Source organism: Chromohalobacter nigrandesensis, from assembly GCF_023061285.1.
GTDB classification, from domain to species: Bacteria; Pseudomonadota; Gammaproteobacteria; order Pseudomonadales; family Halomonadaceae; genus Chromohalobacter; species Chromohalobacter nigrandesensis.
Genome location: NZ_JAKGAM010000005.1, coordinates 49,002 through 72,421 on the forward strand (window position 1 = coordinate 49,002; position 23,420 = coordinate 72,421).

Consider the following 23,420-nt stretch of genomic DNA (forward strand, 5'->3'; position numbering starts at 1 on the left):
ACCTAACCGGGGCCGGGTATGTGCTGCAATCCGATGCCGATGAAGGCAGCGGCTCGCACGGCCGCGCTAGTCTTCTTCGTCCTCGAGCGTGGGTTCCAAGGCGCGTTTGTCGTCGGGAAGGCGGACGAAGTCGCCGACGCTGAGATCGCCGTGGCGCTGGTGGCGCTTGCCTTGGGTGTCGATGAGGGCGGCGACCTTGCCGATGCTGAGGACGTCGTCTGCGCGGTAGGCTTCGACTTCGACGCGTACCACCATGCCTTGGTAGCGGGCGGAGAGCATCATGCCGGGGTGGGGCTGGACTTCGTGCTGCTTGTCGCTGGCGTAGTGGCGGGTCACGCTGGCGTTGCCGGGGGCGTCCCAATCGATGTGCTTGTGCATGGCGGGCTCCTGTTGCGTCCGTGTGTGTTCACAGGGTAGCCCGCCAGATGGTGGAACGCCTAGCCGTGCGGCTGTCACAACGAGCGGCTGTCAGAACCGGTAGCTGAGGCCGCCCATGACCACGATGGGGTCGATCTCCACGTCGGCGTGATAGTCGTTGCCGTCGAGCGTGGCGGTGGCGTCGCTGTCGATATCCAGGTACCAGGCGGCGGCGTTGAGCGCCCAGTGGTCGTCGATCAGCAGGTCGACCCCGACTTGCGCGGCGCCGCCCCAGCTATCGTCGAGTTCGAGCTCGCCGCCGTCGAGTTTTTCGTCGGAGAAGTGGGTGTAGTTGATCCCGGCGCCGAGATACGGCTGCACGCGGGCGTCGGTGCCACCCAGCGGGTAATACTGCAGCGTGAGGGTCGGCGGCAGGTGGTGGATGCTGGCCATGTCGCTGCCGTTGAGCCGCACCTGATGCTCGAAGCGTTGCGCGGCGAGCAGTTCCACGCCGAGCTTGTCCTGGAAGCGATACCCCAGGGTAAAGGCGAAACCGCTGTCGTCGTCGGCGTCGATCTTCATGTTCAGCGGGGCGCCGAAGTCACCGTTATCGCTTTGCGGGGCGACCTTGGCGACACCGAAGCGGGTGTAGAAATCCCCTTGGCCGTAGGCAAACGCTGAGGTGGCGGGTACGAGCGCGGCGGTGAGGGCGAGAGAAGAAACGAGCAGTACACGGCGCATGGGGCGACTCCTTGGTTTGAGGCGAGTTGGTTTAGGGTGGGTTCGGAAGCGACGTGCGCTTCGTATGCATCAAGCCTAAACCAAATAACCACATAAAAAATGTGGTTTTATGTCGCAGCCCCCTTGGCTGTCGACGCTGGCCCCGAAAACGACGAAGCCCACCAAAAGGTGGGCTTCGTGTTCCTGTCGAGTACGTGGCACCGTTACACAGGCGACAATACAGGAACCAATATCTCTTTCTGTATTTAACTCACATTACATGAATTATTAATGTTAAAGGTTTATTTTAATGAGGTGTTTGATGCCTCGTCGATGGCATTGTAAATATTGAGATCTAGTTCCCCTTCACTCTTGCCGACCAGCGTGGTGACCATCAGGTCGCCAGCGACGTTGACGCTGGTACGTGCCATATCGAGGATGCGGTCGATGCCCGCGACCACGGCGATGGCTTCTAGCGGCAGGCCGACCTGAGCCAGCACGATGGAGAGCATGATCAGCCCGGCGCCGGGAACGCCGGCGGTGCCGATCGAAGCTAGAGTGCCGGTGGCGATGATCATGCCGTAGTCCATTAGCGACAGGTCGACGCCGACCAACTGGGCGATAAACAAGACGACCACGCCCTGGTAGATGGCGGTGCCATCCATGTTGATCGTTGCTCCTACGGGTAGTACGAAGCCGGAAACCCCCTCGGAGACCCCGAGGTTTTTCTGTGCGCAGCGCAGCGAGACGGGCAGAGTGCCGGACGATGATGCTGAGGAGTAGGCGACTACCAGCGCATCGAGGATGCCGCGTAGGTAGCGCATAGGGTTGAGGCGTCCCAAAAACGCGAGTAAACCGCTGTAGACCACAAGTACATGCACGAGGCTGGCGAGGTAGGCGACACCGATCACCTTGGCCAGTGGCAGCAGTACCTCCATGCCATAGCTGCCCGAGACGGTGGCGATCAAGCCGAATACCCCGAACGGGGCGAAGGCCATGACAATCTCGGTGAGCTTATACATGGCTTGTGCGAAGCTCTCGAAGACGCGCACCACCGGCTCGCCTTTGTCGCCGATCAACGTCAGGGCGATACCCAGGCCGATGGCGAAGACGATGATCTGCATGATATTGCCATTGGCCAGAGCGTCGACAGGGTTCTGTGGCACCAGGCCGACAAGGATTTCGACTAGGGTTGGTGCTTCCTTGGCCTCGACGGGCTTGTCGAAGCTCATCTCTAGGCCGACACCGGGCTGGAAGAGCGTTGAGGCCAGCAGACCGATGGCAATCGCGAAGGCAGTTGTGATGAGGTATAGGCCTATGGTGCGCGCCCCGATGCGCCCCATCTTCTGTGGGTCGCGCATCGAGGTGATGCCGACCACCAGAGTGGTGAATACTAGCGGCACGATTAGCATCTTGATGGCGCTGATGAAGATATCGCCTATCGGCTTGAACACTGTGGCGTCTTCACCCAGTAGCGCCCCGGCGAGAATCCCCAGGGCCAGGCCGGCGAGGATTTTTTGCCACAAGGGAATGCGCCGCCAGAAGTTGGATTGCTTGGGATGGGTGTTATTTGTCATGACAGATTCCGTTGCCGTTTATATCGTGTTGTGGTGGACATAGGACGAGGACCGCTAAGCTACCGCAAAATATGCTATTTTTTAGATAGGAAAGGGTTCTATTTTTTCATAAAACGGGTGGTTTTGTGGTTAAAACTTTCGTCAAGTCGCTATTAATTGTGACGGTTATCTTCCGTCTTTGATTCGAAAGTGTTCTTGTCGTCGTTGAGATAGGTTTCGACGCTGGCCCCAAAAACGACGAAGCCCACCAAGAGGTGGGCTTCGTGTTCCTGCCGAGTACGTGGCGCCGTTACTTCTTCTTGGCGCGCTTGCGTTCGTTCTCGGTGAGGTGCTTCTTGCGCAGACGAATATGGTCAGGGGTGATCTCTACCAGTTCGTCGTCATCGAGGAACTCGATGGCTTGCTCGAGGCTGAAGCGGATCGGCGGCGTCAGCACCAGGGCTTCGTCGGTGCCGGCGGAGCGCATGTTATCGAGCTTCTTGGCCTTGGTAGGATTGACCGACATGTCGTCGGCACGGTTATTGATGCCGATCAGCATGCCTTCGTAGACCTCGGTGCCATGCTCGACGAGCAGCTTGCCGCGATCCTGCAGGGCGAATAGCGCGTAGGCCAGCGCCTTGCCGGGGGCCATGGAGACCAGCACGCCGTTGCGACGCTCGACGGAGGCGTCGGGCTTGAGCGGGCCGTAATGGTCGAAGCGGCTGGTGAGGATGCCGGTGCCGGAGGTCAGCGTCAGGAACTGGCCACGGAAGCCGATCAGCCCGCGCGCGGGGATGATGAAGTCCAGGCGCACACGACCCTTGCCATCCGGGTTCATGTTGGTCATCTCGCCCTTGCGGTAGCCGAGCTCTTCCATCACCGCGCCTTGGTGCTGCTCCTCGCAGTCGATGATGACTTCTTCGTAGGGCTCCTGCTTGACGCCATCGACCTCGCGGATGATGACCTCGGGGCGGCCCACCGCCAGCTCGAAGCCCTCGCGGCGCATGCTTTCGATGAGCACCGAAAGGTGTAGCTCGCCGCGTCCGGAGACCTTGAACTTCTCGGGCGTTTCGCCTTCCTCGACACGCAACGCGACGTTGTGGATCAGCTCCTGCTCGAGGCGGTCACGAATGTTGCGGCTGGTGACGAACTTGCCTTCCTTGCCGGCGAACGGCGAGTCGTTGACCTGGAAGGTCATCGAGACGGTAGGCTCGTCGACGGTCAGCACGGGCAGCGCTTCGACGTTGGCCGGATCGCACAGCGTATCGGAGATCGCCAAATCGCTGATGCCGGTGATGCAGATGATGTCGCCGGCTTCGGCCTTTTCGGTCTGCACGCGCTCGAGGCCGAGGTGTGTCATGATCTGGCCGACCTTGCCCTTGCGGACATTGCCTTCCTTGGAGATCACGCTGATCTGCTGCCCCGGGCTCACGTTGCCGCGCTTGATGCGGCCCAGGCCGATGACGCCGACGTAGCTGTTGTAGTCGAGCGCGGAGATCTGCATCTGGAACGGACCATCACGTTCGACCTTGGGCGGTTCGACGATATCGACGATCGACTGGAACATCGGCGTCATGTCATCTTCGAGCGTTTCCGGATCCATGCCGGCAACGCCGTTGAGCGCCGAGCAGTAGATGATCGGGAAGTCGAGCTGATCGTCGGTAGCGCCGAGGTTGTCGAACAGATCGAAGATCTGGTCGATGACCCAATCAGGGCGCGCACCGGGACGGTCGATCTTGTTGACGACGACGATGGGCTTCAAACCGCGATCGAAGGCTTTCTGGGTGACGAAGCGCGTCTGCGGCATGGGGCCGTCGACGGCATCCACCATCAGCAGTACGGAATCGACCATCGACATGACGCGCTCGACCTCACCACCGAAGTCGGCGTGTCCGGGCGTGTCGACGATGTTGATGTGGTAATCGTGCCACTGGATCGCGGTATTCTTGGACAGAATGGTGATACCGCGCTCTTTCTCCTGGTCGTTGGAGTCCATGATGCGCTCTTGCCCTTCGGCCTTGCGGTCGAGGGTGCCGGACTGACTCAGGAGTTGATCGACCAGGGTGGTCTTGCCATGGTCGACGTGGGCGATAATGGCGATGTTGCGAAGGTTCTCGATCACGTAGGGATCCTGCTTGAAAATTGGGCCGTATTATAGGGTCAGGGGGCCGACGACTGCCAGTTTGATGACCGTTGCCAATAGGCGCGGCACGACAAAAGACGCGTTGGTGCGACGATAACCGTGGCACTATCAGGGGCTTGGGTCGTTTGGACGGCAGGGCAAAAAATACGCAAAAAAATGGCGGCACGCTCGTCCATCGCCAATTATCGCGTCGGGGGCGACGCGTGACGTGGGGTCGAGTGTACCGATCTAGAGGGCTATCCACTCATTAGAGGTGCCCGAGCAGCCAATCATAGAGACGCCCCGCGCTGCTGGCAACGGGTTGCGTGATCTGAAAGCGCGGCAATGCTAGCGGGTCATCGCGATGCGAGAGCCAGCCGGCATGGCTATGCAGGGCTTCCTGAACGCCGCAGCGCTGAGCCAGTTGGCGTATGCGAAGCGACGCTTCCGGCTGCGGATAGGCAAAATAAGACAACGGGTCGCGGCATAGCACGCCGAGTTGGCGACGCGAATGGCGAATCTGCCATTGGATCTGACGGTCGTCGAGGGTATCTAGCGGTGTGGCGGCGACGCCGCGCGCGCCGAATCGCACCAGGCCGTCGCTTTCCAGGCGGCGCACACTGAAGGGGTCGAGCGTTTGCGGCGCGGTGTCGAACTCGGCACCCAGGGTCGCGCCGAGCCGAGCCAGCGTCGATGGAGCGGCTTGCTGCGGAAGTCGTTCGAGATAGTCGTGCAATGCGCTGCTGTAGGCGGTGTCCGGATGGCTGGGCCGTGGCGGCGGGAGCGGGAGCCCGGCATCCCCGAGGCATTCGCGAACGCGCGTGGGTTGAGTGCCGTCCCAGAGAATGTCACCGAGCGTCATCCGCCAGTCGCCTTGCGGACGGCCGGTATCGCCCGTGGTCAGAAACATGCTGGCCGGCAATGCCAGGCGCTCGAGCTGCCGTAGCGCGACCTCAGCGGTGTCGCGCCAGCCGCCGTCGAAGGTCAGCGCGATGCGTGGCATCGGGTCGCGATGCAAACGGCGGGCGCTGGCCAGGGAGACGATCTGGGCGTGGTCGGTGAGATGGTCGAGCAGCCGTCGAAAGCTTTCCGGGCCGAGGCAGTAGGGTGCCCGGTGCGGCAGGCGTGCGGCGGCTTCGTCGGGCAACACGCGCTGGATGACCAGAACCGCGCTGCGTCCACGAAGCGGCTCGCTCAGGTTGCGTCGCCAGTGCCCGCGCAGGCGCTGCACGACATCATGGGCAAGACTGAGATGACTCATGGCGTGTCCCTCCGCACTGCTGGTTGCTCGGTGTGCCAAGCGTTGTTGCCGTGGTGACATCCTGTCGCGTACGGCAAGGGGCTCCTTTGAAGGGTGATGTTGTGCTGAAGGTTACGATATCTATCAGCATATCTCTTTGTCTCGATTTAGCCAGTCAGTCCCGGCTTGTCTCGCCGGCAAAATGTCATCAGCGCCGCGCCGGTGGCGGTCAACTGCAAGGCGTGCAAGCTCCAGCGGTACCAGTAAACGCGGTAGGCCATGCGCGGCGCCGGTGTGTTGTCGCGCCAAGCCATGAGTCCTGCGGGAAGCGCGCTGAAGGTCAGGCCGGCCATTCCCACCCCCGGTGACAAGGGCAGCCATAGCAGCAAGGCCAGGGGTAGGCTCGTGCCCTGGAGGAGTGCGGCACTCACGCGGGGGACGAGGAAGCGCGGATGGCGTGCGGCGCTGAAGATGTACAGACAATGCCGCTGGTGCCGGCGCTGCCGGCGCCACCAGGGCACGAGGCGGCGTGGGGCTGCATGGTCGATCAGCAAGGGTGCGTGCTGCCAGCAGAGGTGCGCATGGCAACGCCATAGACGCACGAGGATATCCAAGTCGGCGCCTGCCTCGAGGCGCGGGTCATGGCCTCCAAGACGCTCGTACCACTCGCGGGTGATGGCCAACTGACCGGTGGGCCAATCCCAGGGGTGGTCTTCGAAGCCGCGTTGCGTGCGGCTGAGATACCAGCTGGCGAGCGGCGGCGGTAGCGGATTAGCTGGGTATTGGGCGCAGACGATGGCGTCGGCGGCTTGGTGGCTGAAGGCACTGGCGAGACCGGTGAGCCAGTGCTCGGGCACCTCGAGTGCCGCGTCCAGAAATACCAGCACATCGCCATTGAGATAGCTGGCGCCATGGTGACGAAGCGCGCCTTGTCGATGTTGGGGCAGCACGGCGAAGTGGACCTTACGTTCAATCAGCAGGCGCTGGGTGGACTCATCGAGCCTCGTGAGTTGTACCAACGTCTCGGTATGTCCGCTGAAGCGCGCGATACTGCGTGCCAGGGCGCCCAGACAGCGCTCCAGGTGCTCGGGGGTGTGGCTGGCGTCGATTAGCAGACTGTAAGTGCGCATCGCTGGGAGTGCCTTGGGATCAGAGCCCGTGTCGGGAGCTGCTTAACAGACTGGGGCGAGGCGCGACCCCTGGCAATCATCGCCGGGGCTGGTTTTTCTAAAGAGATACTGACTACGGGCCTGCGCGATTGCACCCTGACAGGCTACGATGCTCAGCCGTCGAGCGGGCTCTGAGAATGCTCTTGCACCATATTGGTTCATAAGGGCGATGCACTGCACCTTTGCGGGGCTTTAAAAGGCCTCTGCACTTTAATGTGGCGCGTCTGGCGCTAAAGTGGTGCTGGCCGACGCGCCAAGATGGTCTATTTTTTCTCGGTGGATCATGCGGTTATAGAAGGCGCACTTAGATGGCTCAATGATTGGCATGCCTTCTGCATTGAAAAACGTAAAGTGCATACCCGTGGGCAGTTGCCGGCGGGCGTGCTACAAACGACGTTGAACACGCAAGCAAACGACCCGAGCCGTGGGCTCATAGTGGAGGAAATCATGTCCGAGAAGACCCTCGCCCTGATCGAAGAACACGATATCAAGTGGGTGGATCTGCGCTTTACCGATACCAAGGGCAAGGAGCAGCACGTCACGATTCCGGCCAGCGCCGTCGATGATGAGTTCTTCGAGGACGGCCAAATGTTCGATGGCTCCTCCATTGAAGGCTGGAAAGGCATCAATGAGTCCGACATGATCCTGCGCCCGGAAGATGGCAGCGGTTATCTCGACCCGTTCACCGAAGACGCTACTCTGGTGCTGCGTTGCGATATCATCGAGCCGGCCACCATGCAGGGTTATGAGCGTGATCCGCGTTCCATCGCCAAGCGCGCCGAGGCGTACCTGAAGTCCACCGGGCTGGGCGACACCGCCTTTTTCGGACCGGAACCGGAATTCTTCATCTTCGATGAAGTGCACTGGAACGCCGATATTCAGGGCGCGATGTACAAGATCACTTCCGAGGAAGGCGCCTGGGCGACCGACTCCACCAACGTGGAAGGCGGCAATCTGGGGCACCGTCCGCGCGTCAAGGGCGGCTATTTCCCGGTGCCGCCGGTGGACAGCTTCCATGATATCCGCAGCGCAATGTGCAACACCCTGGAAGCCATCGGCCAGTCGGTCGAGGTGCATCACCACGAGGTGGCCAACGCCGGCCAGAACGAGATCGGCGTCAAGTTCAACACCTTGGTCAAGAAAGCCGACGAAGTTCAGGAAATGAAGTACGTGATCCACAATGTGGCCCACGCGTACGGCAAGACCGCGACCTTCATGCCCAAGCCGCTGGTGGGTGACAATGGCTCCGGCATGCACGTGCACCAGTCCTTCTGGAAGGACGGCGCCAACATGTTCGCCGGCGACGAATACGCCGGGCTGTCCGAAACCGCGCTGTATTATATCGGCGGTGTCATCAAGCATGCGCGTGCCTTGAATGCCTTCACCAACGCATCGACCAACTCCTACAAGCGCCTGGTGCCGGGCTTCGAGGCGCCGGTCATGCTCGCCTACAGCGCGCGTAACCGCAGTGCGTCGATCCGCATTCCGTATACCGCGAGCCCCAAGGGCAAGCGCGTCGAGTGCCGTTTCCCCGACCCGACTGCCAACCCGTACCTGGCCTTCTCTGCGCTGCTGATGGCGGGTATCGACGGCATCAAGAACAAGATCCATCCTGGCGATGCGATGGACAAGAACCTCTATGACCTGCCGCCGGAAGAAGGCAAGGCGATCCCCACCGTGGCCGAGAGTCTCGACCAGGCGCTGGAGGCACTGAACGCCGATCGCGCCTTCTTGACTGAGGGCGACGTGTTCACCGATAGCATGATCGACGCCTACCTCGAGCTCAAGCAGGAAGAAGTCGACCGCCTGCGCATGGCGACGCACCCGGTCGAGTTCGACCTGTACTATAGCTGCTGATCCTGCGCGATAGCGCCTTATCAAGGCAGCATCGCTGACCGAGGCCCCGTCCGATGTGACGGGGCCTTTTACGTAGGGCGTATCGTGATTGAGGCATGTTGTGGTTGAGGCGTGTCGTGGTTGAGAAAGTTCAAGGTGCGCTAGACTGAGCGTTCGGTACTGGCTCGAGGAGAACGGCATGCGCCGAGAGGAAAACGCGTTGGCCTTGTTGAAAGGCGCTTGGGCGCTACTTATGGCCGGGGTGTTGGGCATCTCGGCGGCGCAGGCGACGCCGGTCTATCGCAGCGTCGATGCGCAAGGCAACGTGACCTTTTCCGACCGCCCGGTAGGGGAGCAGGTGAACGTCGGCACGGTGAACACGGTGCCCAGTCAGGCGCGTGAGGAGCGCGATCGCCAGGTAGCGGACGCTGCGATCGAGGCGGAATCGGATGCCGAATCGTCCTTCACCGATTACGAGCGTCTCGCCATCGCGGCCCCCGGCGATGAATCGACCCTGCCCACCGGTGCGGCGGGCGATACCCAGGTACGTGTGGCGATCTCTCCCGAACTGCGTGAGGGGCATAGGCTACGCATCCTCGTCGATGGTGAGGCGAGTGGGGCGGCCCAGCACGCGACCACCTTCTCGGTCACCGAACTAGTGCGCGGGGAGCATACCCTGCGCGTCGAAGTCGTCGATACCGAGGGGCGTGTGCGCCAACGTAGTGCTCCGATTACGCTTTATGTACAACGCGCCAGCCGTTACCTGCCTGCCAATCCCAACAATCCCCGCAACAACGGTGACAACGGTAGCCAGTGAGCCGATTTGGCGCCTGGCGCTGTCTACCTCTCTCTTTTTGCACTATTTTGGTGCGTTAGTGATATATGTACCGATGGCTGCACTGCTCTATACCGGGCGGTATCAGACTGGCGCGCTTTTTGCACTGATAACGTACATGGACGATGGATAATGGATGGCACATGCCGGAACCTCCTTTGCCACACTCTGCGCTCGAACCACCATATTCGGTCGAACCAAAACGACTGCTGGAACACCTGACGACGGCGGTAGTGCTGCTCGATGGTGCCCTGAATGTGCGTTGGATGAATCCGGCCGCCGAGTCGTTGCTGGCGACTAGCCGGGTACGTGTCATGGGCCAGCGACTGGAAAGCCTGGCGGGGGTCGACGGCTGCGTCGAGGCGGTGTTGCTCAAGGCGCGTGATGAGCTGCATCCCTTCACCCAGCGTGAGGCGAGTCTCGCGTTGCCGTCCGGCGAGTCGGCGACGGTGGATTTCACCGTGACGCCGATGTCCGCGGATGAGTTGTTGATCGAGATCGAGCCGCGTGACCGGTTGCTGCGTATTTCCCGCGAGGAGGCGCTGATCGCGCGTCAGGAAACCATCAAGGTACTCACCCGCGGGCTGGCGCACGAGGTCAAGAATCCGCTGGGCGGCATCCGTGGCGCGGCGCAACTGCTCGAGCGCGATCTGCCCGACCCGCAGCTCGCCGAGTTCACGCGGGTCATCGTCGAGGAGGCGGACCGCCTGCGCGACCTGGTCGATCGCATGCTGGGGCCCAACAGCATGAGTCGTCACGAACCGCTCAACATCCACAAGGTACTCGAACGCGTGCGGACCTTGCTGGAGGCCGAGCATCCGCGCACCCGGTATGTCCGCGACTATGACCCCAGCCTGCCGGAGCTGGAAGGCGACGAGGCGCAGTTGATCCAGGCGGTGCTCAATGTCGCCCGCAACGCCGTTCAGGCGATGGAAGAGCATGATATCGACATCCCGTGTCTGACCCTGCGCACTCGGGCGCGGCGGCAGTTCACGTTGGGTGCCGAGCGTCATCGGCTGGTGTGCGAGCTGGGCATCATCGATAACGGCCCCGGCATCCCCGAGACGCTGCGCGAGACGCTGTTCTATCCCATGGTTTCGGGGCGCGCCGAGGGCAGTGGCCTGGGGCTTTCCATCGCGCAGTCGATCCTGCATCAGCATCAGGGTTTGATCGAGTGCGACTCGGCGCCCGGGTGCACCGAATTTCGTTTATTGATTCCGCTTGAGAGCCATCATTGAGGCTCGGGAGGCCCCATGACTGACGTCGCACGCATCATGATCGTCGACGATGACCGCGCTATTCGCTGGGTGCTGGAGCGCGCGCTGGCGCAGCCGGATCTCGAGGTGCAAAGCTTTGAGCGCGCCGATACCGCGCTGGAACAGATCCTGCGTCAACCGCCGGATGTCCTGCTGACCGATATTCGCATGCCGGGGCTCGACGGGCTGGACCTGATGGCGCGCATTCGCGAAAGCCACCCGGACTTGCCGGTGATCGTGATGACCGCGCATTCCGACCTCGATAGCGCCGTGGCCTCGTATCAGGGCGGCGCCTTCGAGTACCTGCCCAAGCCGTTCGATGTCGACGAGGCCTTGGCGTTGGTGCGCCGCGGCGTGGCGCATGCCCGCGAGCGGCGTGCGCCGGCGGCGGTACCGGAAGGCCTGTCGGCGGAGATCATCGGTGAAGCGCCGGCGATGCAGGAGGTCTTCCGCGCCATCGGGCGGCTCTCGCAATCGCATATCACGGTAATGATCAACGGCGAATCGGGGACCGGCAAGGAGCGTGTCGCCCAGGCATTGCATCAGCATAGCCCACGGCATGGCGGCCCCTTTATCGCGCTGAACATGGCGGCGATCCCGAAGGACTTGATGGAATCCGAACTCTTCGGCCATGAAAAAGGCGCCTTCACCGGGGCGACCTCGCAGCGTCACGGGCGTTTCGAGCAGTCCGATGGCGGCACGCTATTCCTCGACGAGATCGGCGATATGCCCGCCGAGACCCAGACCCGCTTGTTGCGCGTACTGGCCGATGGCGAGTTCTACCGGGTCGGCGGTCATATGCCGGTCAAGGTCGACGTGCGTATCATCGCCGCGACCCACCAGCACCTGGAGCGCCTGGTCGAAGACGGCCGCTTCCGCGAGGATCTGTTTCACCGCCTCAACGTGATTCGTATCCATCTACCGCGTCTTGCCGAGCGGCGTGAGGACATTCCACGCCTGGCGCAGCATTTCTTGGCCGAGGCCGCCAAGGAGCTGGCCACCGAGCCCAAGGTGCTGACTCAGGACGCCGAACAGCATCTCACGCAATTGCCATGGCCGGGTAACGTGCGCCAGCTCGAGAATACCTGCCGTTGGCTGACGGTAATGGCGTCGGGCCGTGAGGTGCTGGTCGAGGACCTGCCGCCGGAGCTGCGTGATATTGAGGGTACCGAAAGTGCCGGCGGCGACTGGCGCGGCGCCTTTCGTGAGTGGGCCGACCGTGCTCTGGCGGCGGGGCATACGCATCTGCTTGAGGAGGCAGTGCCGGATTTCGAGCGCATCCTCATCGAGACCGCGCTCAAGCACACCGGTGGCCGCAAGGGCGATGCCGCTGAGCTGCTCGGTTGGGGTCGAAATACTTTGACGCGCAAGCTCAAGGTGTTGCTGCCGGCGTTGGCGGACGAATAGTCCCGGCTGCTCGGCTGGGGCCGCAATACCCGCTCTCGACAAGGGCGGGGCAAACTCAAGGTGTTGCTGCCAGCGCTGGCGGACGACTGAGCGCCACGCGATGGGGCAGATCTGTCGTCTGATCGTCATCGTATCGTCATCCAAGCGTCGCGGGATTGTCATCCGTGGGGGCGAACAATGAAGAGGTGTTCATTGTTCGCAACCAGGTGACAATTCATGTTGACGCAGACGCTTCCCTTGGGTCGCCCCTTTCTGGGGCTGACGCTGACCATTGCCGCGCTTGCCGCAGGCATTTCCACTGCCCAGGCCGATTTCAAGCTCAGCGATCGTTACACTGACAACGATGGCGATCTTGTTGCCGATATTCCTGAAAACGAGGCCCAGCAGCGCGATCCGGATACGCTGGTTTTCGCGTACACGCCGGTGGAAGATCCCGCCGTCTACAAGGATGTGTGGGCTGGCTTCCTCGAGCATATGGAAGACGTTACCGGCAAGAAGGTGCAGTTCTTCCCCGTGCAGTCCAACGCCGCCCAGATCGAGGCGATGCGCGCCGGACGCTTGCACGTCGCCGGTTTCAATACCGGCTCCAACCCGCTGGCGGTGGCCTGCGCGGGCTTTCGACCCTTCGCCATGATGGCCGCCGACGATGGCTCCTTCGGCTACGAGATGGAGATCATCACCTATCCCGGCTCGGGTATCGACGAGGTCGAGGATATCAAGGGTCACACGCTGACACATACCTCCGAGACCTCGAATTCCGGCTACAAGGCACCCACTGCGCTGCTGGCTTCGGAATTCGGTATGAAGCCCGGTGAGGACTACGAGGTCGAATTCTCCGGTAAGCACGATAACTCGGTGCTGGGCGTCGCCAATCAAGACTACGAAGTCGCCACTGTCGCCAACTCGGTCAAGAACCGCATGATCGACCGGGATGTGATCGATGCCGACCAGCTCGAGGTGATCTACCAGTCGGATACCTTCCCGACCACGGGGTACGGCGTGGCGCATGACCTCAAGCCTGAATTGCAGGAGGCCATCAAGGAGGCGTTCTTCAGCTTCGACTGGGAAGACTCCGCGCTGGCCGAGGAATTCGGCAAGAACGGCGAATCGCAGTTCATCCCCATCACCTTCAAGAAAGAATGGTCGGTGATCCGGCAGATCGACGACGCCAACGGTGTGAAGTACCAGTGCTCGTGAGCCGACGGGTGGCGGGCAGCGTTTATAGCGCCGTTCGCTGCTTGGAGCCAAGGGGATGACATGCTAGAACTCCAGCAACTTTCCAAGACCTATGCCACCGGCGATGCGGCGCTGCGCGATGTGTCGTTCATGGTGCCACGCGGTCAGGTGGCGGGCTTGATCGGGCCTTCCGGCGCCGGCAAGTCGACGCTGATTCGCTGCATCAACCGCCTGGTCGATCCCAGTGCGGGCCGTATCTTGCTCGGTGAGACCGACCTCGCTCAGGTGGGGCGCGCTGAGTTGCGTCGCCAACGGCGGCGCATCGGCATGATCTTTCAGGAATATGCCCTGGTCGAGCGCCTCACCGTGATGGAGAACGTGCTCTCCGGGCGCCTGGGTTATGTGCCGTTCTGGCGCAGTTTCACGCGGCGCTTTCCGGGACACGATATCGAGAATGCCTATCGCCTGCTGGATCGTGTGGGGTTGCTCGAAAAGGCCGACAAACGCGCCGACGCCTTGTCGGGCGGCCAGCGCCAGCGGGTGGGCATCGCCCGTGCCTTGGCGCAGGAGCCGGCGTTGCTGTTGGTCGATGAGCCGACCGCGAGCCTGGACCCCAAGACGAGCCGTCAGATCATGCGCTTGATCATCGAGATCTGCGATGAGCGCGAATTGCCGGCCATCGTCAATATTCACGACGTGCCGCTGGCCCAGCAGTTCATGCATCGCATCATCGGCTTGCGCGAGGGGGCGGTGGTCTTCGACGGGGCACCGTCGGCGCTCGATGAAGCGGTACTCGGCGATATCTACGGTGCCGAGGACTGGACGGCGATGCGCCGCGAGCACGAAGAAGACCAGGCTGCCGAGGCGGACGCCACGCGGCGTGTGGCGGAGGTCGTACGATGAGTCTCGAGACGACCTATCCGATGCACTGGCGGCGTCCGCCACGGATGTTGCGCGATCGGCGCTGGCGGCTCGTCGTACAGGGGGCGGCGCTCGTTTATCTGGTGCTGGCGGTGGGCTCGCTGGATATAGAGTGGTCGCGGGTGGTGGAAGGCCTGGCCCGGGGACAGCGTTTCGTGGAGGGGTTCTTGCAACCCGATTTCACCAGCCGCTGGGGCGATATTCGCCAGGGGTTGATCGAAAGCCTGACCATGACGCTGACCGCGACGGTGGTTGGGGTTCTGATCTCGGTGCCCATCGGTATCGGTGGCGCGCGCAACCTGGTGCCGGCGCCGGTATATGGAGTATGTCGCACGATCATTGCCGTCAGCCGCTCGCTGCAGGAGGTCATCATCGCGATCTTCCTGGTGGCGATGTTCGGCTTCGGTCCGCTGGCGGGTTTCATGACGTTATCATTCGCCTCGATCGGCTTCATCGCCAAGCTCCTCGCCGAAGACATCGAAGAATGCGATATGCATCAGATCGAAGCGGTGCGTGCGACGGGGGCGTCATGGTGGCAGGTGCTGCACTATGCCATCCAGCCGCAAGTCATGCCGCGCCTGATCGGCTTGTCGATGTACCGGCTGGACATCAACTTCCGTGAAAGCGCGGTGATCGGCATCGTCGGCGCCGGCGGGATCGGCGCCACGCTCAATACCGCCATCGACCGTTACGAATACGACAGTGCCGGCGCCATCCTGCTGATCGTTATCGTTATCGTCATGCTATCCGAGTATGGCTCCAGCTATTTGAGAAGATTCCTGCAATGAAGCCCTCTCTCGTTAACACCGCCGAACCGGCGACATACGCTCAGATCTGGACATTCCGCACGCCGCGCGCCCGGCTGGCCTTGTGGTTCGGATGGCTGGCGCTGGTCGCGCTATTCGTCTATTGCTGGCAGGTCATGAACGCCGAGACGATGTGGGTGTTCGTGGCCGATGCGCCGACTCAGGCTGCCGATATCGGTTCGCGCATGTGGCCACCGAACTTGGGTTATCTGCCCGAGCTGATGAAGCCCCTGTGGGATACGCTCAATATCGCCACCCTGGGCACGCTGGGCGGGGTGATCATGGCGGTGCCGGTGGCCTTTCTTGCGGCGCGCAATACCACGCCCTCTACGGTCTTGATCAGGCCGCTGGCGTTGTGGGTGATCGTCGCCTCGCGCTCGATCAATTCGCTGATCTGGGCCTTGCTGCTGGTGGCGATTATCGGACCGGGGCTACTCGCCGGTGTGGTGGCGATTGCGCTGCGTTCCATCGGCTTCGTCGGCAAGTTGCTCTACGAGGCTATCGAGGAAACCGACATCCGCCAGGTCGAAGCGGTCAGCGCCACGGGGGCGAGTGCCATGCAGCGGCTCAATTACGCCATCGTGCCGCAGATCATGCCGGCCTTCTGGGGTATCACCATGTTCCGCTGGGATATCAACATCCGCGAGAGCACCATTCTTGGCTTGGTCGGCGCCGGTGGTATCGGTCTCAAGCTGCAGTCGTCGATCAATGTGCTGGCCTGGCCGCAGGTGGCGACGATTCTGCTGCTCATCCTGGGCACGGTGATCGTCAGCGAGTGGATTTCGGCGCGCGTACGCCATGCCATTCTTTGATCGACATGCGGCAAGCCTCGTGCATCTTGGCGAGCGGCGTAATATCCTTCTCCTCCTAAGGTCTAATCGACGTCTTTCCGCCATGTTTGACAGGTAATTCGTCAGCGGAAAGCGTTCCCCTGTGCCAGCCAGGCTGGCCATGTTCAATCCGAATGCCGTCAGCCGTGCGGGGGCTTCTCCCTGTGCGCCGTGCGGCCGTCGCGTGACAATAGGAGTCTCGAGTGGCAACCCCCTCGCAACACGATCTACGTAATGACTTTCGCGCCTTGCTGGCGTCCGATCAGTGCTTTTTTACCGCCTCGGTGTTCGACCCGATGTCGGCGCGCATCGCCGCAGACCTGGGCTTTGAGGTGGGCATTCTGGGGGGCTCGGTGGCCTCGCTGCAGGTGCTGGCGGCACCGGATTTCGCCTTGATCACGCTCAGCGAGTTCGTCGAGCAGGCGACCCGCATCGGCCGTGTGACGCGGCTGCCGGTGATCGCCGACGCCGATCACGGTTACGGCAATGCGCTCAACGTCATGCGCACCATCACCGAGCTGGAGCGTGCCGGGGTAGCGGCGTTGACCATCGAAGATACCCTGCTGCCGGCGCAATACGGGCACAAGTCCACCGACTTGATTTCCCTCGACGAAGGTGTGGGCAAGATGCGTGCGGCCCTGGAGGCACGCATCGACCCGGCGATGGCGATCATCGCGCGCACCAACGCCGGCCAGCTCGACGATGATGCCGCCGTCGAGCGCGTGTGTGCGTATCAGGCGGCGGGCGTGGATGCCATCTGCCTGGTGGGCGTGCGTGATTTCGAGCATCTCGAGCGCCTCGCCGCGCCGCTGGACATTCCACTGATGCTGGTCACCTACGGCAATCCCGAGCTGCGCGATCGTGAGCGCCTGGCTGCGCTCGGCGTGCGCGTGGTGGTCAACGGCCACGCAGCCTACTTCGCCGCCATCAAGGCCACTTACGACTGCCTGCGTGAGCAGCGCGATATCGCCGCCAGCGAGCTGAGCGCGTCGCAGTTGTCCACGCGTTACTCTACGCTGGACGAGTATCGTGCCTGGGCGCGCGATTATATGGATGTCAAGGAATAAGCGTTACGCTGACGAGCCACGAGCCACGAGCCACGAGCCACGAGCCACGAGCCACGAGCTAGAATGCTGTCGAAGCCCGAAGCCCGAAGCCCGAAGCCCGAAGCCCGAAGCCCGACGCCCGACGCCTTGACCACCGATAGCCGGAGAGTGCGATGACCGCCATGCAATGGGAGCGCTTGCTCGACCCGATGCGTCTCAATGACAAGCACGGGGGCTCGCGCGAGGAGATCGGGCGCAGTCCGTTCCACAAGGATCATGACCGTATCGTCTTCGCCGGGTCGTTCCGGCGTCTGGGGCGCAAGACCCAGGTGCATCCGCTGACCGACAACGATCATATCCACACCCGTTTGACGCATTCGCTGGAAGTGGGATGCGTGGGGCGTTCGCTGGGCATGATTGTCGGCGAGCAGTTGCGCGAGCGGTTACCGGCCTGGATCACTCCCGCTGATCTGGGGGTCATCGTGCAGGCGGCTTGCTTGGGGCACGATATCGGCAATCCGCCGTTCGGGCATGCCGGCGAATATGCCATTCGCGACTGGTTCAAGCGCGCCGAGGTGGAGGGCAGCGGGCTATTGGCCGAGCTTTCGCCGGCCGAGCGTGAGGATCTGCTGACCTACGAGGGCAACGCCCAAGGGTTTCGCATCGTCACCCAGATCGAATACAACCAGTTCAATGGCGGCATGCGCCTGACCGCCGCCACGCTGGGCACGATGCTCAAGTATCCGTGGACGGTGGAGCGCGCCTCGCGGGCCGGCAAGTTCGGTTGTTACCAGTCGGAGCGCGAGCAATTAAGCGAGGTCGCCGAGCGTCTGGGCTTGTTGCCGCGTGGCGAAACTGCCTGGTGCCGGCACCCGCTGGCGTATCTCGTCGAAGCCGCCGACGATATCTGCTATGCGCTGCTGGATCTCGAAGATGGCCTGGAGATGGGCATCCTGCGCTACGACGAAGTCGCCGAGGTACTCATTCAGATCGCCGGGGGCGCGCCGTCGGGCTATGACGACATGCACGCCCGGGGCGTGTCCCAGCGTCGGCGTATCGCGGCGTTGCGCGGCGCGGCGATGGAGCGTGCGGTGAACGATGTCGCGGCGGTGTTCGTGCAGCATGAAAGTGCGCTGCTGAACGGCACGTTGGAGGGCGACCTGCTCGAGTTGTGTCATCCCGATCTGGGCTGGGGGGTCGGCACGGCCAAGCAGATCGCCCGTGAGCGTATCTTCCAGAACGAACGCAAGGCCAAGCTGGAAATCGGCGCCTATACGACGCTGGGCATCCTCCTCGAAGCCTTTATCGGCGCGGCGTATGAGTTGCATTACAGCGGCGAATCGTCCTTCAAGCACCAGCGCGTGCTGGCGTTGATCGGTGAGAACACCCCCAAGCCGTCATGGTCGCTCTACGCCAGCTATCGGCGCATGCTCGACTTCATCGGCGGCATGACCGACCACTACGCCGTCGATCTCGCCCAAGAGATGGGCGGCCGCCTGCGCGGCGAGTGAGGCGCTCGCCACCCGCCATACGTTGTAGGTTTACGGCGAGGTGATGGGCGTACGAGGCTGAGGTACCGACGGCGTCGCTGAGATTGGCTGCGGCGTCTCCGCCCTCGGCGGAGGCGGTGACACGATTATGGTTCTGGGAGCGCATGGTGGCACGACGGCACTGGCGCGTGGCACTGCGCGAGGTGCCGCCGCGTGCGGTGCTTCTGCCCGTATGGTTAGGGTATGTCGGTCGCGGGGCCAAGGCCGGAGGCCGCCATCGTCTGGTGGTACTCAGTGGTCTGTCCGGCGAGCCGTTGCCCGTGCTCAAGAGTGCGGTGCTGTGGGAACTGGGACAGTTGGTCGGGGCGCCCAGAAGCGACGCCTCGGCATGAGTTGTTCAGGGGAGTGCGGGGGCGTGTCGCGAGGTTCGCTGCGCTTTATGCGCTGATGTCACCAAGCTTGTGGGTATGAGTGGATGCTCGAGATCGCGGCTGTAATGCCCCCAGTCAGTATGACTGGGGGCGTTGGTGAAGAGACGGTGTTGCTTTAGAACCAGATTTCCATCTGTGTGCCGAAGGTCCACTCACTTCCGGTGAAGGTGTCGTCGTTGCCTAGAGCATCTCCGCTGGCGAAGCCATTGAGCTCTTTGTCCCAATCGCTCCAACTGGCGAACAAACGAATTTCCGGGCGCTGCCAGAAGCCGCCTACCTGGGGCTTGAAAGTCGGTGCGATAGTGAATTTGGTGTAGGCGCCATCGACGGCACTGTTGCCGTTGTAGCCTTGTGGATCGAGATCCATCCACTGGTAACTGCCTTCGTACTGCATCTCGAAGTTCGCTGTCAGCTCGTTGGCCAAGCGCACGTTTAGGCCCGCCCAGTCGTACCGGTCGCCCTCGGCGTAACGGTCCTCGCTGGTCTCGGCAAGGATCGAGGGTGCGATGCGCCACTGGGGCGTCAGGTAGGTGGTGCCGTAGAGACCCAGTCGAGTGGCCTGTGCCTCGTCGGTTAGATCGCCGTCGGCGCCGATAGCCTTGGCTTCGGCACCCAGGCCCTGGCCGTGTATGACCGCAGCCTTGAAATTACCGTCGGCTAGACCGAAGAAGCTGTCGCCGTGATAAGCCACCATCGTATGGAAGCCTGCATCAGCCGCCTTCTGACTTACCTCAATATCGCGCTCATCGTTATCAGTGGCCGACATGCCATTGATCATCCACTGCCAGTTACCGAAGTAGTTATTGGAGGTCAGAATCAGATTGTCGGTGCTGCCGCTATCGTCGCCCGGGTTCTCGCTGTTCACCGGGAAGTCGCTGAAGCTGCGGCCATAGACTGACAGGTTGGAGGTCCAGTCGTCGGCGAATTCCATGTCGTAGATGCCGGCACCGGTACCGGAAAGGAAGACGACGTCGCTATCGAGCCAGTGGATATCGAAGTTGTCGCGATCGAAACGCTTACCGGCCCAGATGGAAGCGTTTTTGAAGGTCCCGGTGAAGCTGGGCAGGTGGCTGAACTCGGCGTAGACCTGACGCACGTTGAGGTCCGACTCTTCGGCGGTCCAGTCGTTGCTGGTATTCACTCCATCGGCAATCATCGTGGTGTACTTGGCCCGGGCGCCATTATCGAAGCGCTGTTTGTAATTGAGCGTGGTCTCGACATAGGTGTCCGGCTCGTTGCCCAGGCGACCCACTGCACCGCCTGTGCCGCCGGCTGGTGTCAGATAGGGGCCGCCCGGTGCGCTCTTGCCATCCTCACCGATTAGCAGACCAGAGCGAGCATAGGCCTCGAACGAAAACCCTTCTTCGCCATCGATATAACGCTCCATCCGTGCCAGACGCTCTTCAATTTCACCATCGCTTTCTATCTCTGCGCCTGAACTCTCTTGGCTTTTCGTGTGATCCGTACGTTGCTCGGTGTCATTGGCCCGCTGTTCGGCAGCGATGGCACGTTGCTCGGCGGCAGCGACGCGATCTTCTAATTCGGCCAGACGGGCTTCCAGTTCTGCGGAGGACATGTCGGCATTGGCAACAGCGGCGGTGCCTAGTGCCGTCAGGGCAACGGCTGCGGCGAGTGAGGTCCGTGTGGACAGGTGTGAAAGAAACATCCTTTGGCTCCCGTTGTGGTTGTTGTCGATGCGACGCTCAACGCTTCGAATCAGTGAGGCCGCAAAGCGGGAACTTAAACGTTTAAGTATTCAGCTTCAAAACCTTCATAGCTAAATTCGACCAATGTCTATCATGCAGCGATAAGGCGTTTTTTTTACACCAAAGTCTAGGTTGTTGGGAGCTGAAGCGGAGGCTAATCTTTTAAAACTTAAACGTTTAAGTTTATTTTCGATTACAACCACGATATCGATATTTCCCGGAAAAGTTACCCCTTATCCGGATAACAACAACCACCTCGGAGGTAAGCGCCATGATACGTCAGTTGATCCCCCTCATCGCCTTGGCCAGCGCCGCCGTTGGCCAGGCTCACGCTGCCGACCTGACCATCTCTTGCGGAGCGGTGGGCGCCGAGTTACAGCTCTGCAAGGAGGGCGTCGCGGCCTGGGAGGAAAAGACCGGCCATAGTGTCGATGTGATCTCTACCCCCAACTCCTCGACCGAGCGCCTGTCGCTTTACCAGCAGATCCTCTCCGCCAACTCCGGCGATATCGATGTGATGCAGATCGACGTGGTGTGGCCGGGCCTTTTGGCCAACCATTTGCTCGACCTCAGCGAGACGCTCGGCGAAGACGTCGCCGAAGGCCACTTTCCGGCTATCGTGGAGAACAACACCGTCGATGGGCGCCTGGTTGCCATGCCCTGGTTCACCGACGCTGGCGTGCTCTACTACCGCGAGGACCTGCTGGAGGAGTACGGCCATGAGCCGCCGGAGACCTGGCAGGAGCTCACCGAGATCGCCCAAGAGATTCAGGCTGCCGAACGGGAAGCCGGCAACGATGGGATGTGGGGCTATGTGTTCCAGGGCCGCGCCTACGAAGGTCTGACCACTAATGCCCTGGAGTGGGTCGCCAGCCATGACGGAGGCACCATCGTCGATGAGGACGGTCAGGTCACGATCAACAACGAGCGTGCGGTGGCGGCATTAGACTTGGCCGCCACGTGGATCGACGACATCACCCCCGAGGGCGTGCTCAACTACACCGAGGAGGAGGCCCGCGGCCTGTTCCAGAGCGGCAATGCCGTGTTCATGCGCAACTGGCCCTACGCGTGGTCGCTGGCCCAGAGCGAGGACAGTGATGTCCGCGACAAGGTCGGTGTGGTCAAGCTGCCCCACGGCCCTGAAGGTAAGAGCGCAGCCACTCTGGGCGGCTGGAACCTGGCGGTCTCCAAGTACAGCGAGAATCGCGAGCTGGCTGCCGATCTGGTGGCGTTCCTGACCGGCAAGGCCGAGCAGAAACGCCGCGCCATCGAGGGCTCTTACAACCCCACCCTCGAGGCGCTGTATGAGGATGAGGAAGTGCTCACGGCGGTACCCTTCTTCGGCACCCTCTACGATACCTTCGCCAACGCCGTGGCGCGCCCCTCGGCAGTGACCGGTGAGAGCTACGGCCGCGTCTCCAACGCCTTCTTCGACACCAGCCACAGCGTGCTCTCCGGCGACACATCCGCCGCCGACGCCCTGGCCCAGCTGGAAAGTCAGTTGCGTCGCCTCAAGCGTCGTTGGAAATAATCCGTGGAGTCCGACATGACGACCACCACCACGCTCCCCCGCGCGCCCGAGAGGGCGCGCCCCTATCGCGGCACGAAGGTCCGCCGGCAACGAGTGCGCGCCGCCTGGACCTTCCTTGCCCCCATGCTCATCACCCTGGCTCTGGTAGCCGGCTGGCCGCTGCTGCGCACCTTCTACTTCAGCCTCACCGACGGCACTCTCTCGACGCTGGGTGATGCCAGCTTCATCGGCCTGGAGAACTACCTGGTCTACGACAACGGCGCCTGGTACGGCCTGCTCACCGACCCGCTGTGGTGGCGCTCGGTGTGGAATACGGTATTCTTTGCCGTGGTATCAGTGTCGCTGGAGGCGGTCTTCGGCGTCATCGTCGCGCTGATCCTCAACGCCGAGTTCCGGGGCCGCATGCTGGTACGCGCCGCAGTGTTGATCCCTTGGGCGATCCCCACCATCGTCTCGGCCAAGATGTGGGCCTGGATGCTCAATGACCAGTTCGGGATCATCAACCACCTGCTGATGGCACTGGGCCTCATCGACTCGCCCATCGCCTGGACCGCCAGCGCCACCTACTCCATGTGGGCGGTGATCATGGTTGACGTGTGGAAGACGATCCCCTTCGTCGCCCTACTCGCCCTGGCCGCGATGCAGATGCTGCCCAGGGACTGCTACGAAGCGGCCGAGGTCGACGGCATCCACCCGATCAAGGTGTTCTTCAAGGTGACCCTGCCGCTGATCACGCCGGCGCTGATGGTGGCGGTGATCTTCCGCATGCTCGACGCCCTGCGCGTGTTCGACGTCATCTACGTGCTGACCTCCAACGCCTCCAACACCATGACCATGTCGATCTACGCTCGCCAGCAGTTGGTCGAGTTCCAGGACGTGGGCTACGGCAGTGCCGCCTCGACCCTGCTGTTCCTGATCATCGCACTGGCCACGGTGGCCTACCTCTACGTGGGCCGCAAGCAACTGCAACTGGGAGGCGACTGAC

20 protein-coding genes are annotated in these 23,420 nt (G+C 62.0%); 13 read left to right on the forward strand and 7 right to left on the reverse strand.

What is annotated here, in order from left to right; all coding sequences use genetic code 11:
* Positions 1 to 66: 66 nt before the first annotated feature.
* From L1073_RS08265 to L1073_RS08290, 6 genes are all read right to left on the reverse strand, one after another.
* Positions 67 to 378 (reverse strand): hypothetical protein, encoded by a 312-nt coding sequence (locus L1073_RS08265; protein ID WP_246898348.1) that lies wholly within the window; start codon positions 376 to 378, stop codon positions 67 to 69.
* Positions 379 to 468: 90 nt separating this feature from the next.
* Positions 469 to 1,098 carry an OmpW/AlkL family protein gene (locus L1073_RS08270; protein WP_246898349.1) on the reverse strand — a complete coding sequence of 210 codons (630 nt, stop codon included), beginning with the start codon at positions 1,096 to 1,098 and terminating at the stop codon, positions 469 to 471.
* Between the two features lie 281 nt (positions 1,099 to 1,379).
* Positions 1,380 to 2,654: a dicarboxylate/amino acid:cation symporter gene (locus L1073_RS08275; protein ID WP_246898350.1), complete on the reverse strand. Its 1,275-nt coding sequence runs from the start codon at positions 2,652 to 2,654 to the stop codon at positions 1,380 to 1,382.
* A gap of 289 nt (positions 2,655 to 2,943) precedes the next feature.
* Positions 2,944 to 4,755, reverse strand: a complete 1,812-nt coding sequence (typA, locus tag L1073_RS08280; RefSeq protein WP_246898352.1) for a translational GTPase TypA — start codon at positions 4,753 to 4,755, stop codon at positions 2,944 to 2,946.
* 268 nt (positions 4,756 to 5,023) lie between these two features.
* Positions 5,024 to 6,016 carry a polysaccharide deacetylase family protein gene (locus L1073_RS08285; RefSeq protein WP_246898353.1) on the reverse strand — a complete coding sequence of 331 codons (993 nt, stop codon included), beginning with the start codon at positions 6,014 to 6,016 and terminating at the stop codon, positions 5,024 to 5,026.
* A 146-nt stretch (positions 6,017 to 6,162) separates the two neighbouring features.
* Positions 6,163 to 7,125, reverse strand: coding sequence for a glycosyltransferase (locus L1073_RS08290; protein WP_246898355.1), 963 nt, complete (start codon positions 7,123 to 7,125; stop codon positions 6,163 to 6,165).
* A gap of 486 nt (positions 7,126 to 7,611) precedes the next feature.
* On the opposite strand from L1073_RS08290, the gene glnA reads away from it, so the two are divergent.
* From glnA to L1073_RS08345, 11 genes are all read left to right on the forward strand, one after another.
* A complete protein-coding gene (gene glnA / locus L1073_RS08295; RefSeq protein ID WP_246898357.1) occupies positions 7,612 to 9,021 on the forward strand; it encodes a glutamate--ammonia ligase in 1,410 nt (469 codons plus the stop codon).
* 178 nt (positions 9,022 to 9,199) lie between these two features.
* On the forward strand, positions 9,200 to 9,817 hold the full coding sequence (locus L1073_RS08300; protein ID WP_246898359.1) for a DUF4124 domain-containing protein: 618 nt from the start codon (positions 9,200 to 9,202) through the stop codon (positions 9,815 to 9,817).
* Positions 9,818 to 9,978: 161 nt separating this feature from the next.
* On the forward strand, positions 9,979 to 11,073 hold the full coding sequence (glnL, locus tag L1073_RS08305; protein ID WP_246898361.1) for a nitrogen regulation protein NR(II): 1,095 nt from the start codon (positions 9,979 to 9,981) through the stop codon (positions 11,071 to 11,073).
* A 15-nt stretch (positions 11,074 to 11,088) separates the two neighbouring features.
* On the forward strand, positions 11,089 to 12,498 hold the full coding sequence (ntrC, locus tag L1073_RS08310; RefSeq protein ID WP_246898363.1) for a nitrogen regulation protein NR(I): 1,410 nt from the start codon (positions 11,089 to 11,091) through the stop codon (positions 12,496 to 12,498).
* 216 nt (positions 12,499 to 12,714) lie between these two features.
* Positions 12,715 to 13,695: a phosphate/phosphite/phosphonate ABC transporter substrate-binding protein gene (phnD, locus tag L1073_RS08315; protein WP_246898365.1), complete on the forward strand. Its 981-nt coding sequence runs from the start codon at positions 12,715 to 12,717 to the stop codon at positions 13,693 to 13,695.
* Positions 13,696 to 13,755: 60 nt separating this feature from the next.
* Positions 13,756 to 14,577, forward strand: coding sequence for a phosphonate ABC transporter ATP-binding protein (gene phnC, locus L1073_RS08320; protein WP_246898367.1), 822 nt, complete (start codon positions 13,756 to 13,758; stop codon positions 14,575 to 14,577).
* A complete protein-coding gene (gene phnE / locus L1073_RS08325; protein WP_246898368.1) occupies positions 14,574 to 15,383 on the forward strand; it encodes a phosphonate ABC transporter, permease protein PhnE in 810 nt (269 codons plus the stop codon). The genes phnC and phnE (L1073_RS08325) overlap by 4 nt, the downstream gene beginning before the upstream one ends.
* Positions 15,380 to 16,213: a phosphonate ABC transporter, permease protein PhnE gene (phnE, locus tag L1073_RS08330; protein WP_246898370.1), complete on the forward strand. Its 834-nt coding sequence runs from the start codon at positions 15,380 to 15,382 to the stop codon at positions 16,211 to 16,213. The genes phnE (L1073_RS08325) and phnE (L1073_RS08330) overlap by 4 nt, the downstream gene beginning before the upstream one ends.
* Before the next feature lie 221 nt (positions 16,214 to 16,434).
* Positions 16,435 to 17,298, forward strand: coding sequence for an isocitrate lyase/PEP mutase family protein (locus tag L1073_RS08335; RefSeq protein WP_246898372.1), 864 nt, complete (start codon positions 16,435 to 16,437; stop codon positions 17,296 to 17,298).
* A 152-nt stretch (positions 17,299 to 17,450) separates the two neighbouring features.
* The gene (locus L1073_RS08340; RefSeq protein ID WP_246898374.1) at positions 17,451 to 18,788 is read left to right on the forward strand and encodes a deoxyguanosinetriphosphate triphosphohydrolase; all 1,338 of its coding nucleotides are present in this window, start codon (positions 17,451 to 17,453) and stop codon (positions 18,786 to 18,788) included.
* 116 nt (positions 18,789 to 18,904) lie between these two features.
* Positions 18,905 to 19,159: a hypothetical protein gene (locus L1073_RS08345; RefSeq protein ID WP_246898376.1), complete on the forward strand. Its 255-nt coding sequence runs from the start codon at positions 18,905 to 18,907 to the stop codon at positions 19,157 to 19,159.
* Between the two features lie 154 nt (positions 19,160 to 19,313).
* On the opposite strand, the gene L1073_RS08350 is transcribed toward L1073_RS08345, so the two are convergent.
* A complete protein-coding gene (locus tag L1073_RS08350) occupies positions 19,314 to 20,864 on the reverse strand; it encodes a carbohydrate porin (RefSeq protein WP_246898378.1) in 1,551 nt (516 codons plus the stop codon).
* Positions 20,865 to 21,175: 311 nt separating this feature from the next.
* Between L1073_RS08350 and L1073_RS08355 the strand changes: the two genes are divergently transcribed.
* Positions 21,176 to 22,435 carry an ABC transporter substrate-binding protein gene (locus tag L1073_RS08355; protein WP_246898380.1) on the forward strand — a complete coding sequence of 420 codons (1,260 nt, stop codon included), beginning with the start codon at positions 21,176 to 21,178 and terminating at the stop codon, positions 22,433 to 22,435.
* 15 nt (positions 22,436 to 22,450) lie between these two features.
* Positions 22,451 to 23,419, forward strand: coding sequence for a carbohydrate ABC transporter permease (locus tag L1073_RS08360; protein WP_246898381.1), 969 nt, complete (start codon positions 22,451 to 22,453; stop codon positions 23,417 to 23,419).
* Position 23,420: the final 1 nt, after the last annotated feature.